The organism is Paraglaciecola sp. IT1134 (genome assembly GCF_058068185.1).
Map to the genome: position 1 here is coordinate 2,845,228 of NZ_CM176486.1, position 16,204 is coordinate 2,861,431.

The 16,204-nt window shown below is 45.3% G+C and carries 12 protein-coding genes; all 12 read right to left on the reverse strand.

Annotation, left to right across the window (positions count from 1 at the left end; all coding sequences use genetic code 11):
- Positions 1-5: 5 nt before the first annotated feature.
- The 12 genes from AC3RV5_RS12345 to grpE all read right to left on the reverse strand — a co-directional run bounded on the left by AC3RV5_RS12345 (position 6) and on the right by grpE (position 16,021).
- Positions 6-2,072, reverse strand: a complete 2,067-nt coding sequence (locus AC3RV5_RS12345) for a DUF1302 domain-containing protein (protein WP_489727952.1) — start codon at positions 2,070-2,072, stop codon at positions 6-8.
- A gap of 180 nt (positions 2,073-2,252) precedes the next feature.
- The gene (locus tag AC3RV5_RS12350) at positions 2,253-2,474 is read right to left on the reverse strand and encodes a DUF2835 family protein (protein ID WP_489727953.1); all 222 of its coding nucleotides are present in this window, start codon (positions 2,472-2,474) and stop codon (positions 2,253-2,255) included.
- Positions 2,475-2,477: 3 nt separating this feature from the next.
- Positions 2,478-5,099, reverse strand: coding sequence for an aminopeptidase N (gene pepN / locus AC3RV5_RS12355; protein WP_489727954.1), 2,622 nt, complete (start codon positions 5,097-5,099; stop codon positions 2,478-2,480).
- Between the two features lie 82 nt (positions 5,100-5,181).
- Positions 5,182-6,690, reverse strand: coding sequence for a Na+/H+ antiporter NhaC (gene nhaC / locus AC3RV5_RS12360; RefSeq protein ID WP_489727955.1), 1,509 nt, complete (start codon positions 6,688-6,690; stop codon positions 5,182-5,184).
- Between the two features lie 2 nt (positions 6,691-6,692).
- A complete protein-coding gene (locus AC3RV5_RS12365) occupies positions 6,693-8,039 on the reverse strand; it encodes a sodium-dependent transporter (RefSeq protein ID WP_489727956.1) in 1,347 nt (448 codons plus the stop codon).
- Between the two features lie 212 nt (positions 8,040-8,251).
- Positions 8,252-10,291 carry a carboxy terminal-processing peptidase gene (gene prc / locus AC3RV5_RS12370; RefSeq protein ID WP_489727957.1) on the reverse strand — a complete coding sequence of 680 codons (2,040 nt, stop codon included), beginning with the start codon at positions 10,289-10,291 and terminating at the stop codon, positions 8,252-8,254.
- Between the two features lie 4 nt (positions 10,292-10,295).
- On the reverse strand, positions 10,296-10,946 hold the full coding sequence (gene proQ, locus AC3RV5_RS12375) for an RNA chaperone ProQ (RefSeq protein ID WP_489727958.1): 651 nt from the start codon (positions 10,944-10,946) through the stop codon (positions 10,296-10,298).
- A 21-nt stretch (positions 10,947-10,967) separates the two neighbouring features.
- Entirely contained in the window at positions 10,968-11,255 is a 288-nt protein-coding gene (locus tag AC3RV5_RS12380; protein WP_489727959.1) for a hypothetical protein, read from the reverse strand.
- Positions 11,252-11,710, reverse strand: coding sequence for a GAF domain-containing protein (locus tag AC3RV5_RS12385; protein ID WP_489727960.1), 459 nt, complete (start codon positions 11,708-11,710; stop codon positions 11,252-11,254). The genes AC3RV5_RS12380 and AC3RV5_RS12385 overlap by 4 nt, the downstream gene beginning before the upstream one ends.
- A 276-nt stretch (positions 11,711-11,986) precedes the next feature.
- Positions 11,987-13,123 (reverse strand): molecular chaperone DnaJ, encoded by a 1,137-nt coding sequence (gene dnaJ / locus AC3RV5_RS12390; protein ID WP_489727961.1) that lies wholly within the window; start codon positions 13,121-13,123, stop codon positions 11,987-11,989.
- A 217-nt stretch (positions 13,124-13,340) separates the two neighbouring features.
- A complete protein-coding gene (gene dnaK, locus AC3RV5_RS12395; protein ID WP_489727962.1) occupies positions 13,341-15,260 on the reverse strand; it encodes a molecular chaperone DnaK in 1,920 nt (639 codons plus the stop codon).
- Between the two features lie 134 nt (positions 15,261-15,394).
- On the reverse strand, positions 15,395-16,021 hold the full coding sequence (gene grpE / locus AC3RV5_RS12400; RefSeq protein WP_489727963.1) for a nucleotide exchange factor GrpE: 627 nt from the start codon (positions 16,019-16,021) through the stop codon (positions 15,395-15,397).
- Positions 16,022-16,204: the final 183 nt, after the last annotated feature.

Below are 16,204 nucleotides of genomic sequence, written 5' to 3' on the forward strand. Positions count from 1 at the left end.
GCTCCTTAAATAGAGTATTTAATATCAAACGATACAAAATCACGGTCAGACAAGCCGTTGGTTGTGCCAACACCTCCCCAGAACGTATTGTACGAGGCAGTGGCAGACCATTTACTCAGGTAATCCAAAGTCACTGACGCACTGGCAGATTTTCTATCTTCAACAAATAAGAACAAGGGATCTGGGGTTATGCCGTCAACGTCGTGGGCGAAGGTGCCTCGCGCTTGTACATTTACGCCAGCGAAAACGTTGTTATAAGAGGCAACAGCCAATACCCGATAACCCCATGCATCGTCCGTTGGAAACGGATTTTGCTCAGGACCATCAGATAGCCCCACATGCAATCCCTCTCTTGTATTACCGTTGGCGTCAGGCTGCAATGAAGGGGTACGCACCGAACCTGGGCCATTTAGACGAATAACGTTAGGATCCGGAAAGTCCTGGATACTTACATAACCGACTTCGCCTAATAAGATCAGGTTATCCGTGCCAAGTGCCGGGCCGAATATATGGGTTGCCGTAACCTGCATTTGCACCGTATCAGAAGTGATATAACCTTGGGCGGTTTCACCTGGGCCAGTGGTAAATCCCTGGAAACCGTCGAGTTGGGAAATACCCGCCAGATCCGGGCGTAGACCAGCGATGGCAAGTTGTTGTGGCATGGCTGCATACAACAGCTCAACATCATCGATTTGTAGCGGTTCGTCTACACGATAGGCGATTTCACCGGCCAACGCCGTTTCACCGACATTAGTATTAAAACTAAAACCGTATAGTTTGATATCTTCCGGATATTCGAAACCGGTTTTGGTAAAAGCGCGCAGGTCTGTAACGTTATCGCTGGTGATTTCGTTTGAAGCTAAATAAGCCAAATCCGCACCTATACCCGCTTGGGTAAAATCGGACGTTAGACCCGAAATCAATGGACGCTGGCTATGGTAGTTAATCAGGTACAAACTAAATTCAGTTTCGTTTAATTGTTCAGCATAATATCCGAGTTTGATCCCGTATTGACCTTGGTCATCCGCATCCGTATGGGCGCGATCACTGAAACCGCGCACCGCAACTTTGGTTGGGTAGGCTAAATACGCCTGTCCTATTTGGGCCGGATCAGCGCCGGCTTGCAATGCTGCCCCCAACTGATTAAGTCCCGAGAGCAAGAAATCCAAATCTATATCCGGGTTACCACTAAAACCAAGCTGGATATTTTGCGCTTGTCCGCCTTCACCGGCAAAATCGTTGGTTGAGAAATATGCGCCGGCCTGAGGTAAGCGGCTGCGCTCCCACTCGTATTGATAATACATGGACAGGCTGGTGTTATCAGTCAAACCAAATGACGCAAACACCATACCCACGGGAATAAAGACTTCTTTAAGCTCAGCTCCTGGTGCTTGTGCCCTAGATACATCGACCGGGTTAATGGTGTTGATCCCGTGTTGAATAAAGGTACTTTCACCCCAGCTGATCACCTGATCACCGATACGCAAGGTTACCGGAATATTGCCCATATCGAAATCTGCATAGAAAAATGCATCCAGCAAGCGGATATCGGAGCACAATTCGTCACTGGCTTGTGATGTTGCACAAGGATCCTGAGTTTTACCGGTGATAGGATTTTGCCAATCCCGGTCACCGTCTTTCATTTCAAAGTCGTAAAAATACATACCTCGAACAAACAACCCCATGTTCTTGTACTGAATGTCAAGTTCGTGCACACCTTTGAATAAGGTTGAAAAGGCTTCACCCTTGTCATAATTCAAGGTACTTAGGTCACCATTGGTTGAATAACCACCTGTGCCTAATGCCCACACATCTGCCGAGCCATAAATAGGATTCGTTGCCGGGTTATAACCTGACCAGTCAAACTGTAAACCGTTACTGTTGCCAACCCGGGAGAAATCCCGTTCTTCCACCCGGATACTGGTGCCTAATGAGAAGTTAGAGTCGAATGTGGCAGACCAATCGCCTTCTGACCAACTGGCGGCCTGGGCCGGCATAAATACACCGCCTAACAGTCCAATAACACCCAACGCGATAGGTGATTTCTTAAATGTGAAAATTTCACGGTTCATCCTTACCTCCCTAATCATAAGTTTGACTAAACCTATGTGACTATCGATTAAACAACTTGCTATTAACAAAATGATTACATCAAACTGAGCTGATAGCAAGGACTAATCGTACCAGTTAACTTAAGTACAACCTGTTCTATATCAGTAAGTTGGAATATTGATAGTCAAAAAAACATCCCTTTAGGATATTTTTTCCAGGCTGTATATTTTATTCTCAGGAGTAACCAGTAACCTAAAACGGCCTTGTAAACCGTTTCGTTGCACAAAAGGACGTAAATTTTTAGCCGGCAATTGGATACGCTTGCCGTTTTCTGCCAGTACAACGACCGAATTATTACCCGGCCGATACAAACTTTCACAGCGTTCATAGGAAAGCTTCAAATTAAAAAAATAGCTGTGCATTTATTAACTCGTAAAATCTAAACTCTTGCTGACTTTCTCCAACAGATCTTTACTTAACTCGGGACAATCGGCAATTCGCAGCAATTGCTGACGCATTAATCCCTGGCGTTTGGGATCAAACTTTTGCCATTGAGTCAGGGGGGTGATAATACGCGCCGCTACTTGGGGGTTGACGCTATTGAGGCGTAGCAGATAATCGGCAATAAACTTGTAACCACTGCCATCGGCGGCGTGAAATCCCAGCACATTATAGAAGGCAAAACTACCGACCAGTGAGCGCACTCGATTTGGATTATCCATGCTAAATTGACTGTGACTCATCAACAGCTCCAGACGCGTTAAGATATCGTCTCTGGGAGTATTGGCCTGCAAAGCGAACCATTTGTCTAACACCAGGGGATCATGGTGCCACTTCTGTTCAAAGCCTTGCATAAAGTGATCAAACAGCCCGAGTTCGCCAAATTGTGCAGCCTTAAGTACGCCTAAGGTATCGCTCATGTTGTCTGCTTGCTGATACTGCTTGTGCAATAAATCCGCAGCCCCGGATGCATCCCCTAGTACCAGGTATACCAGGCATAAATTGCGCAAGCGCCTGCTATTGACTTGTTCGGGGGTGTATTCATAAGGGTCGGTAATTTGCTGGTGGTATAGTGCCAACCACTTGTCTTGTAAACCCTTGGCCAATTGCCTTTGCAACTCTCGCTGGGCATTAAACAGCGCCTCAACATGGATCTCGTCAACCTGTTGACTCAAGGTTTCGAAACTGGGAAGACATAACATTTCCGCCATCAGGGCTGGATTGTTATGTCCCGTGGCCAAAATACTGTCAGCCGCTTCTAATACGCTGGCGATCAAGCTGTCGCTTTGGGTTTGATTAGCATTTACCAAACTATGAATACAGCGACTGTACAAGGTTTGGCTGGCATCCCATCTGGCAAAGTCATCACTGGAATGTAGCATGATGTGCTGTAATTGCTGGCTAGTATAGGGATATTCGAGTTTAACCGGCGCACTAAAATCGTGTAATAAAGAGGGCACGGGTTTGCTTTTTAATCCGGATAATTTGAGATTATAGGTACGCTGGCTTAATTCAATCAGTTCATTGTTCAGTTCCGGCACATCTGTCATTACCAGAGGTCGTCCCGTGTCATCGAGTAATTCAAATTTAATGGGGATATGCAGGTTGTGTTTACTTGGCTGACCAGCTGTTGGTAAATTGAGTTGTTCAAATACCAGGGAATATTCACCACTAGCTGGATCATACGAATCCTCTACTTTAACTCTTGGCGTGCCGGATTGGCTATACCATAACCTGAACTGAGTGAGTTCCACATCAGTGGCGTCTTGCATCGCCTGAACAAAGTCGTCGCAGGTCACAGCTTGACCATCAAAACGCTGGAAATATAAATCCATGCCCTGACGAAACCCTTGGGATCCAAGCAAGGTATGTAACATGCGGATCACTTCGGCACCTTTGTCATAGACAGTAACGGTATAGAAGTTATTCATCTCCATCACTTCATCGGGACGAATGGGGTGCGCCATGGCGCTGGCGTCTTCAGCAAATTGCTGCTCACGCATAATGCGCACGTTTTTGATGCGATTGATCACCGGGGACGACATATCCGCACTGAATTGTTGATCGCGAAACACAGTCAAGCCTTCTTTGAGACTCAGCTGAAACCAGTCACGACAGGTCACTCGGTTGCCCGTCCAATTATGGAAATACTCGTGACCGATAACCGCTTCAATATTGAAATAATCTTCGTCTGTTGCCGATTGTGCATCGGCCAGCACATACTTACTGTTAAAAACGTTTAATCCTTTGTTTTCCATGGCACCCATGTTGAAAAAATCCACAGCAACAATCATGTAGATATCCAGATCATATTCCAGGCCAAATACCTGCTCGTCCCAGCGCATTGATTTTTTAAGAGACGCCAGGGCATGATGACCTTTGGCTAATGCGCCTTTATCTACAAACAGTTGTAAGACCACCTCGCGGCCACTCTGGGTTGTGAATTTATCTTCGAGCAGGTCAAAATCCCCTGCTACCAAGGCAAATAGATAACAAGGCTTTTTAAAGGGATCATGCCAGGTTACCCAGTGCCGCCCGTCATCAAGATCACCCTTGCCAGTCTGGTTACCGTTAGACAGCAAAAATGGATAATCGGTTTTATCAGCATAAATCGTCACCTCATAGGTAGCTAAGATATCTGGCCTGTCGAGGAAATAGGTGATTTTGCGAAAGCCTTCCGCTTCACACTGGGTACAATAGGACCCTGCTGAAAGATACAAACCTTCCAGAGATTTATTGTTTGCGGGGTTGAGCTGAGTGGTTATGCGTAGTTCAAAGGCATCGGTAGTTACTGGCAAACTCAGACTATCACTGGTTTGCAGATAGTTGTCTGTAGGCGCCTGGTCAATGCATACCTCAACCAGCGTAATCCCTTCCCCATCGAGCACCAGAGGCTTATCATGTCGGCCGTTACGTTTCACCGTGCTGGTAGCGATAACCTGGGTCTGATCTCCAGCTAAGTCTAATACCAATTTAACCCCTTCGATTAAAAAATCGGGAACCTGGTAATCACTACGTTTTTTAATTTCTGGAGATAAAACGGCCATACTTTCCTCGATATTTTTATAAATGGAGTTCACTAGTTTCGGTGATAGCAGTTGACAGCACTAAGCCGCTTGCTGGTATTGATTAATTTGCTTTAGCCTGTGCAGCTTTGACTTGCTTGTCATCTTCAGCAACAGGTTCGGGAATAGGAATGCGCAATATTTTGAAACCCAAATAAGCATAAATGATGGCCAATACAGGGTTAATCAAATTGAAAAATGCGTAAAAGAAATAATCAAAGGGATGGACCAATAATACGCCCTGCATATACGCCCCACAGGTATTCCAGGGGATCAAGGGCGAAGTAATAGTACCGCCGTCTTCCAAACTGCGTGATAAATTCAGTTGATGTAATCCGCGTTTTTTAAATTCTTCTTTGTACATACGACCGGGCATAACGATTGCCATATATTGATCCGCGGTAATGATATTCGTGCCAATGCAGGTAAGAATAGTGCGGCTAATCATGCTACCGGCAGAGTGTGCACCACGTAAAAACAGCGAAACTATGGCCTTAAGCAAGCCGGTTTTTTCCAGCACTGCACCAAAACTCATGGCACACATGATCAACCAAATCGTATTTAACATGCTCGACATGCCCCCGCGACTCAGCAAGGCATTTAAATTTTCGTCGCTGGTGTTAAAGATCACCCCGTCGAATAATGCTGTCCAAACTACGGTTAAGGCGCCAGTAAAACCTTCACGGCCCTCACCAGCCATAGATGCCACCACTTCAGTTTGAAAGATAACCGCCCAAACGCCACCCAACAAAGCGCCTATGGCTACAGACGGAAAAGCCGGTACTTTTTTGATCGCCAGGGTCAATAATACAACTAAGGGCACCAACATCTCCCAGCCCAGGTTAAATTCCTTAGCCAGTAACGCCTGCATTTCTGCAATTTTACTTGAGGCGTCATGCTCCGCACCGGAAAAACCGATCAGGGTAAAAAGTATCAAGGCCAATATAAAACTGGGTACCGTGGTCCATAACATGTAGCGAATATGCTCAAATAGCTCGGTGCCCGCCACGGCTGGAGCCAAATTAGTGGTTTCCGACAAGGGTGAGATCTTGTCGCCGAAATAGGCACCGGAGATAATCGCCCCCGCGGTGATGGCTTCAGACATTTGCATGCCAGTGGCCACACCCATCAGCGCGACCCCAACAGTGGCCGCCGTGGTCCAGGAACTACCTATACTCATGGCAACCACAGCGCAGATTAAACAAGTAGCTGCATAAAATAACGAGGGATTGAGTAATTCCAGACCATAATAAATTAAGGTTGGCACAGTACCGGATAACATCCAGCTACCAATTAACGAGCCAACCGCCAATAAAATAAGCACCGCACCTAAGGATAACGAAATCCCACTGACGATGCCTTTTTCAATTTCATGCCAGGTATAGCCATTTTTCAAACCAACAATAGTTGCGACGCCCATGGCAAATAACAAGGCAATTTGGTTAGGGCCGTAAGAAGAATTATCCGCAAACAGATAAACTGAGGTACTGAGTAAAACAACTAAGACGACTAATGGAATGAGGGCATCCAATAATGAGGGCTCTTTGGGCTGCTGAAGCATATTTTTATCCATTATTAAACCGCCAATATATCCAGGGAACGTAAAAACATGAAGATGATGATAACCGGACAAACAAAGCGTAAATACCAAGGCCATATTTTCCAGAACAGGCTGTGCTCAGCCTGTGGGTTGCCTTGTTTTAATTCCGTCAGAATTTGATCGCGCTTCCAAACCCAGCCTACAAAGATACACAAGGCTAAACCCAGCAATGGTTGGCTGTATTGGGTAGTCATTGAGATGACTAGACCAAATAATTTATCAAAATTGAAAATAATAATGCTGCTGGCTACAAAGATGAGTAGCGCCAATAACCATACGGCTTTTGTGCGACCCAGGCCTTTACTTTCGACAACATAGGCTACGGGTACCTCTAACATGGATATGGACGAGGTCAAGGCCGCGATGATCATCAAGGCAAAAAAACCAAAGGCGACAAAATTGCCCACTACGCCCATGGTTTCAAACAACGAGGGCAGCACGGTAAAAATAAGGCTGTCCCCGGCGATAAATTCGCCATTTTCGGCAAAAATTTGCACGCCGTTATTCAGCGCTACGTACATGGCTGGAATAATTAACATGCCTGCCAAAATAGCTACGCCTATATCAACCAGGGCTACTGAAGCCCCAAGTACAGGTAGGTTTTCGTTTTTACTGACGTATGAACCGTAGACCAGCATAGTCCCCACACCAAGAGACATGGAAAAAAACGCCTGGCCCATAGCGCTGATCAACAGGTCAGCATCAAAAACCAAACTAAAGTCAGGCAATAAATAAGCCTTCCAGCCAGCCAAGGCACCATCGAGCGTTGATACATAGCCAATGAGCAAAACAATAATAAATATTAAAGTCGGCATTAGTCGTACAGACCAGCGCTCAATGCCGTCACTCACTCCGCCTGTAACGATCAAGGCTGTCAGTCCCAAAAACAGACCACAAAAAATCAGGCTACGGGCCGTGGATGACTCAGTCAACCAGGTTGAGGCCGCATCCCAGCCAACAATCTGACTCATGGATTCCAGAAAATAGGCAATCATCCACCCGGCGACTATGGCATAAAACGCCAAAATCAATGAAACCGTAATAAAGCCCCAAATTCCTGTGGCTTTACCCAGGCGACTACCGGATATCTTGCCTAAGGCATCGACCATGTTCGCACGGGTTGCCCGGCCTATTATCAGTTCGGCCATCAATACCGGGTATGCCAATACAAAGGCCAATAATACGTATACCAGCACAAAGGCCGCGCCGCCATTACTCGCTACCTGAGTGGGAAATCCCCAGATATTGCCTAATCCAACGGCCGATCCTGCTGCTGCCAGGACAAAACCTATTCGAGATGAAAATTCTCCGCGTGCACTCATCAATCACCTTCTTTCGTTTTTTATTGTTTTGAGGTTTTTGTTTTTGGTTGTGTGGGACCGGATAAAGAGCACGACGCTTAGGTAACGCTATACCGTATTATCCAGATCCATATTTTTACGCAAGTTTATCGTTCAGACGTGCTCCACGCTAACTAAAATGGAGGTTACAACAAAAAAGGGCTGTATAGCCCTTTTTATTTAGATTTAGCAAGTTAATTGCTGTGAATTGCGTATTTGCCCGTGCCCAATAGATCGTAGGTAATGCTGGCTGCCTCATCTAAAAACGGATCGAGTTCCGGCTGTTCATCAGGTAAATCATCCAGGCTGGCGATTTTCTCCAAACCTTGTCTGACTAAACGCTCATTGGCCCGTTTTAATTGTTTGGCGTCCATTTCATTTTTGTCTTTGATCCGCTGTGACTCAACCAGAGAAATAGTTTTGTCCTCCTTCTTACTTTTATATTCTTCGATATCTTCAAAGATATAAGCAAACTCAGGATCATCTAGTACACGTTTACGATGAATTTCACTCAATTTCGCAGCCACTTCTTTGGTTTCACCAAAGGCCGAATATTTAGCGCGCTCTATACTATCCCAAGGAAGGGCATTTTCTTCTTGGCTCTCGCCCCATTCTTTGGGATCAATAGCCGATGGAAATAGTACGTCCGGTACCACACCAAGATGCTGAGTGCTGCCGCCATTGATGCGATAAAATTTGGCGATAGTGAATTGCACACTGCCCAACGGGTTTTCATACAGATCGTAAATTCGTCCTAAACCACGATGTTGCTGCACCGTACCTTTACCAAAGGTTTGTTCACCTAGTATCAAGGCACGACTATAGTCTTGCATAGCTGCAGCAAAGATTTCTGACGCCGAGGCACTGTAACGATCAACCAATACGGTTAATGGGCCATCGTAATAAGTTACGCCGTCTACATCTTGTTCGACACGAATACGACCGGCTCCGTCACGAATTTGTACCACTGGACCTTTTTCAAAAAATAGGCCCGAGAGCAAGGTCGCTTCGGTTAACGAACCACCACCGTTGCCACGTAAATCGACAATAATTCCTTCGACTTTTTTCTCTTTTAAGCTTTCCAGTTCGACCCGCACATCCTGGCTGAGGTTGTTATAAAACGACGGGATAGTGATCACCCCCAGTTTTTCACCTTTGTGGGAACCGGACTTAGGAACATACACTTCTGATTTCGCTGCCCTGTCTTCTAATTTTATCTTGTCCCGGGTTAAACTGACCACCTCAGGAACACCACTGTCAGTATCACCTTTTTGGATCTGTAACTTGACCACACTGCCCTTAGGACCTTTGATCAATTCGACAACTTCATCTAAACGCCAGCCAATAACATCGACAAACTCACTGTCTTCTTGAGCCACACCGACAATTTTGTCTTCCGGTTTGATCTTCTTCGACAAATCAGCCGGCCCGCCAGGTACAACGCTGCGGATCACGGTATAATCATCTTCGCTGAGCAACACAGCTCCAATTCCCTCGAAAGATAAGTTCATCTCCATTTGGAATCGCTCAGCATTGCGTGGCGACAAATAACTGGTGTGCGCTTCAATACTACGGGCAAACGAGTTCATAACGATTTGAAAGACGTCTTCACTGGTGGTTTGTTTTAAGCGTTTAATTGCCTGTTCGTAACGCTTGGTGAGCAACTCCCGGGTTTTCTCCCTGTCTTTACCCGCTAATTTAAGATTTAACGCATCGTACTTAACCCTCTGGCGCCATAACTCATCCAGCTCAGCGGTATTTTTAGGCCAGGATGCCTCTTCCCTATCGAAAGAAAAACTATCCTTGGGCACTTCGAAATCAAATTCCTGATCCAATAAACTCAACGCATATTCGTAACGTTCAATTCTGCGCTGCATATTCAGTTGATAAATCTGGTATGCGCTATCCAAATCGCCCATTTCGATTGCTTCATCCAACTTATCTTGCTCAGCACTGAATTTCGCAATGTCCGAAGCCAAAAACACGCTGCGATTTGAGTCCAATGAGCGTATATAACGGTCGAAAATCTTTTCCGATAAAGCATCATCGAGGGAAATCTCTTTATAATGAGAGCGTAAAAAGCTTGATGATATGCGCTTAGTCGAAACGGCATGTTGCGACTCTTGCTTGAGAATAGGAATGTCTTCGACGCTGTTTGCATGATTAATAGCTAGCGCTACTGTACTAAAAGCAAACAACGCTGAAACAGCGGAAACACGAATTGAATTTATCATTAAATTACCTCTTAGAACGGGCAAGCCTCAAGTTGTCTACTTGAACCTTTACCACCATACCGGAATCAAGCTGCACTTGGATCCCGTCTTTGTTCACATCTGTGATGGTTGCAGGCATAGGTACTTTCCCTACTTTCACTGTCACCGCGGTCCCCGCCACGATCTGATCGGTCGACAACTTCTCAGCAGGGGGTAACTTAACCTTGGGCTTCACATTATCCGGAATAGTTCCCTTCTCCGAGGATTTAAATGCCGGTACGCCTTTATTTTTGTAACTTTTCTTTGCAGCTGGCTTTTCAACCTTTTGCGCTTTGCGTTTTTCGGCCACCTTGGCCTTACTTTCTTCTAATTGAAGTTTAGCATGATCTGCATGTTCTTTTTCGATTGGTGCATCATTTTCACCTTCCAGGTTTACTCTGAATGCCCCTTCTTTAACACTGTGCAGATAACGCCAACTATTGGTGTAATGGCGCAATGACGAACGCAACAGGGTTTTGCTTAACCGCTCTTCGTCCTTTAAGCGCTCGGCTAAATCTTGAAAAATACCAATTTTTAGCGCCTTAGCGTCGCCCGTCAGACTGAAACACTCTGGGAAGGTTTCGCTTAAAAAATTGATCACGTCTTTACTATTTGAAAACTTTTGAGGATTATCCATTAAATATTCTAGTTAGTGTGGTTAGCGGGGTTGTTGATGTTCATCATCCCAAGTTGACAATAATTGGTCAACCCAGTCGTATAAATCATCATCGTCTATATCAAGCAAATAACTATCTTCTCGCCAGTTTTCCCAAATATATTGGATCATATGTTCTAAACTGGCGGTTTCTATATCTTCATCGGCATTGTCATACAACATATGTAGCAATGCATTAAATCTGTCGGCCGCTTCTTCTGCCTGGTCGTCCCAAAAATCCATATCTTCAGCTGTGGCCAGGGTCACATGAATATCGACAGAGCTCTTCATGCCAAGGCGTCCTGCAGTAAATCAACCAATACTTGCAAGCCTGTCATATCCTCTTGATCAAAACGTCCTACCTTGGGACTATCCAAATCCATGACACCGTGCAGTTTCCCCTGATAATAAAAGGGTAACACCGCCTCTGAATTTGACTCGGCATCACAGGCGATATGGCCAGTAAATTCGTGTACATCATAAATACACTGAGGCAATCCGGTTTCTGCCGCTTTGCCACAGACTCCTTTACCCAAAGGGATCCTGATACAGGCTGGTTTGCCTTGAAAAGGTCCGAGCACCAGTTGATCTGCTTGTAGTAAATAAAACCCAGCCCAATTCACATCGGGCAAACTCATATACATAAGCGCACTGAGATTGGCCAGATTGGCAATCATATCAGATTCACCCGCCATTAAAGATTGGGCTTGCTGCGCTATCTCTTGATAAAGTTGTTTTTTACTCAAAGCCACTGTTGTTGATTACCAGTTGAGAAGTTAAATTACGCGACATCCATCGGATATGGCTTCCAAGTTACTTGGATCACACGCAAAATCAAAGCAATTTGCAGATAATTTTACGTTTAAACAGAATTATCCGCTATTTACTACGTTATCGCGCTTTTGTAGAGCGCCAACGGGTATAACCTTAAGGCTACCCCTATCTATTTTAGATAAAAAAAGCCGCTTGTTATGCGACTTTTTTGCTCCAACTATCCTTTGCAAAATGCACTAGATAAATAGTTAGTTAGTTAAATCATCAAAGAATTTTTTAACACCATCAAAAAAACCACTCTCTTTGGGACGGTTTTTGGCTGTATCTTTGCCCTTGCCCATGGATTCTTCCAATTCTTCCAATAGCTCTTTTTGTCGAGTATTGAGATTTACAGGGGTTTCGATTACCACCTTGCAAATTAAATCCCCCACGCTGCCACTGCGTACTGATTTTACGCCTTTATTGCGTAACCGAAACATCTTACCCGTTTGGGTTTCTGGGGTGACTTTAAGTTTTACCTTGCCCTCAAGGGTGGGAACATTGATCTCTCCCCCCAACGCAGCCCGGGTGAAACTAAGTGGCACTTCACAATACAGATTGTTACCATCACGAGTGAATATCTTGTGCTCTCGTACATGGACCTGCACATATAAATCACCTGCAGGTGCACCATTTTCACCGGCTTCCCCTTCATTTGATAAACGTATGCGATCACCGGTATCCACACCAGCTGGAACTTTTACCGACAAGGTTTTGGTTTTTTCCACACGACCCTGGCCGTGACAAGAAGAGCAAGGATCGGTAATAATTTTACCTTTACCCGAACAGGTTGGGCAAGTTTGTTGTACAGCAAAAAAACCTTGACGCATCTGCACCTGGCCTTGACCATGACAAGTCGTACAGGTTTTTGCGCTGCTACCTTTTTTTGCCCCTGAGCCGTCACAGGTATCACACTGGGCGAGCGTTGGCACACGAATTTCGACACTTTTACCACGAACCGCTTCTTCCAAGCTCAGTTCCAGATTGTAGCGCAGATCCGAACCTTGACGTGCTCGTGATTGACGCGCACCGCCTCGGCCACCGCCAAAAATATCGCCAAAAACATCACCAAAAATGTCGCCGAAATCACCGCTACCTTGGCCGCCCTGCCCGCGATTAGGATCCACACCTGCATGACCATATTGATCATATGCCGCTCGCTTTTGTGAATCCGTCAGAATTTCATGAGCTTCTTGCACTTCTTTGAACTTTTCTTCCATTCCTTTATCGCCCTGAGTACGATCCGGGTGGAATTTCATCGCAAGGCGTTTATAGGCCTTTTTTATATCGCGCTCGGCAGCCTCTTTGTCAACTCCCAGCACTTCATAATAATCTCGCTTCGACATATAGCTTGTTTATCCTGATATTTTTGCACCAACCAAAAGGTAAGTTGCCTATTCTTTTCATGTGTGTTTGTTAATTATTCGCCTAAATGATGACAGTCAGTTTGTGTCTGCACATCTCAATCCAAACGGCGTTGAAACAAACACGGGCGCAATGGAAACCAGTCCATGCGCCCGAGCATGCCCTTGCTGTACAAGGGCTAATGTAGTCGACAAAAAATTATTTTTTGTCGTCTTTTACTTCTTCGAACTCGGCGTCAACAACATCGTCGTCCTGTTGTGCAGAACCCGCTTCCGGCTGCTCGCCGCTAGCTTCTGAAGCCGCTTTAGCTTGGGCGACTTCCATCAGCTTGGCAGAAGCTTGGATCAACTCTTGAGTTTTGGCTTCGATTGCGTCTTTTTCGTTAGCTTTCACCGCATCTTCAAGTGCAGATACCGCCGTTTCAATTTCTGCTTTATCTTCTTCAGATAAGGCTTCACCGGCTTCTTCAACCTGTTTGCGCGTACCATGGATCAAGCCATCTGCCTGGTTACGAACCTGAACCATCTCTTCGAATTTTTTATCTTCTTCTTTATTGGCTTCAGCATCCTGAACCATTTTTTCCACTTCCTCTTCACTTAATCCAGAAGAAGCTTTAATGGTGATTTTTTGCTCTTTTCCAGTATCTTTATCTTTAGCAGATACATGCAAAATGCCATCTGCATCGATATCAAATGTAACTTCGATTTGCGGGGCGCCGCGCTGTCCAGGGCGGATGCCTTCAAGGTTAAATTGCCCCAGGGATTTATTACCTGCAGCTTGTTTACGCTCACCTTGTAATACGTGCACAGTAACCGCTGACTGGTTGTCTTCCGCTGTTGAGAAGGTTTGTGACTTCTTGGTGGGAACAGTGGTGTTCTTTTCTATTAGCGCGGTCATCACGCCGCCCATCGTTTCGATACCCAATGACAATGGCGTAACGTCAAGAAGCAATACGTCTTTCACTTCACCAGACAATACTCCACCCTGGATAGCTGCACCTACTGCGACTGCTTCATCGGGGTTAACATCTTTACGTGGCTCTTTACCGAAAAATTCAGTCACGTACTTTTGCACTAATGGCATACGGGTTTGGCCACCTACCATGATGATATCGTTGATATCACTAACGGATAAATTTGCATCCTCCAGGGCTTGTTTTAGCGGCCCCAAGGTTGCTTTAACCATACTTTCAACCAAAGACTCAAGCTTGGCACGAGTCAGTTTTATGGTTAAATGTTTAGGGCCAGAAGCATCAGCCGTGATATAAGGTAAGTTCACTTCTGTCTGCTGGGCAGAAGAAAGTTCAATTTTAGCTTTCTCTCCCGCTTCTTTTAAACGTTGCATGGCCAGGGGATCTTTACGTAAATCCATGCCTGATTCTTTTTTGAACTGTTCAACCAAATAGTTGATAACCTGGTTATCAAAATCTTCACCGCCCAAGTGTGTATCACCATTGGTGGCTAGTACTTCGAACGTGTGTTCGCCATCGGCTTCATCAATTTCGATGATAGAGATATCAAACGTACCCCCACCCAAGTCGTATACTGCAACGACGCTGTCACCTTTTTTCTTATCCATACCGTAAGCAAGTGCAGCGGCGGTGGGTTCGTTGATAATACGTTTAACGTCTAAACCCGCAATACGGCCCGCGTCTTTCGTTGCCTGACGCTGAGAATCGTTAAAGTAAGCTGGTACGGTAATGACCGCAGCAGTCACTTCTTCGCCCAAATAATCTTCGGCGGTTTTTTTCATTTTCTTTAATACTTCAGCAGAGATTTGTGGCGGTGCCATTTTCTCGCCTTTCGCTTCTACCCAAGCGTCGCCGTTATCGGCTTTGATGATGGTAAAGGGCATGATATCGATATCACGTTGCACTTCTTTATCTTCGAAGCGACGACCAATCAAACGCTTGATCGCGAACAAGGTGTTTTTCGGGTTAGTCACAGCCTGACGTTTAGCGGGTTGCCCAACTAAAGTTTCGCCGTCTTGGCTATACGCAATGATCGAGGGTGTTGTGCGATCCCCTTCTGCATTTTCAATTACTTTTGCTTTGCCGCCGTCTAAAACCGCAACACACGAGTTAGTGGTACCTAAGTCGATTCCAATGATTCTACCCATTAGTTTTTCTCCAAAAAATGTTCTATTAATGCCTGTACACTTTGTGGGGTTATTCTAAAATTTTTCAATGTCTTAACCGAAAAATTTTGCCACAAAAATGAAATATTTATTAAATAATCTTTGTCTACCCGCACTTAAGCTTGAGTATTTACGCCACTTTCAGCTGCCCGTGACACCATCACCATGGCTGGACGCAATAACCGCCCGTTTAGTACATAACCTTTTTGCATCACTGCCATCACCGTATTTGGGGCCAGTTCAGCATTTTCCTGCATGGACATTGCCTGATGCAGTTCAGGATTAAAAGTTTGGCCCTGGGGGTCAATCACCTCAATGCCGAATTTTCCAATTCCACTGATAAATGATTTAAGGGTTAACTCAACACCGTCTACCACAGGTTTTATGGCTTCGTTGGCTCGATCGGCAACTTGCAGGGCACGCTCCAGATTGTCAGCCACAGGTAATAATTCAGCGGCGAATTTTTCCAGGGCAAATTTGCGTGCTTTATCGATGTCGAGCTGGGCACGCTTACGCACATTGTCGGCATCCGCGATAGCGCGTATCACAGAGTCTTTCTGTGCCGCAAGCATTCCCTCAGAGGCGGCAAGTGCAACTTCTAGCTCCCGAATCCGCAATTGTTCAGGTGTCAATTGCTCTTCCTCAACTTCAGCGTTTTGTGTGACGCTTGCTTCTTGGGTTGCATCAACATCCACCGTTACTGGTTGTGCGTCTTCATTTTGAGCCTGCTCTTCGTTACTCATAATTACTCCGTTTACTTGGGGTCTCGTTAAACCTATTTTTCAATTGCAGCTATTTATGGGGTTAGTTTGACAAGCTTCAAGGGGAAATTTTGCATGTTTTCAAATTTGTCTGTGAAAATACCTCTCCCAAAAATGCTAAAACAGCGCTTTTACCTGCCAGGTGTTCGAGGTAGAGTGCTGATA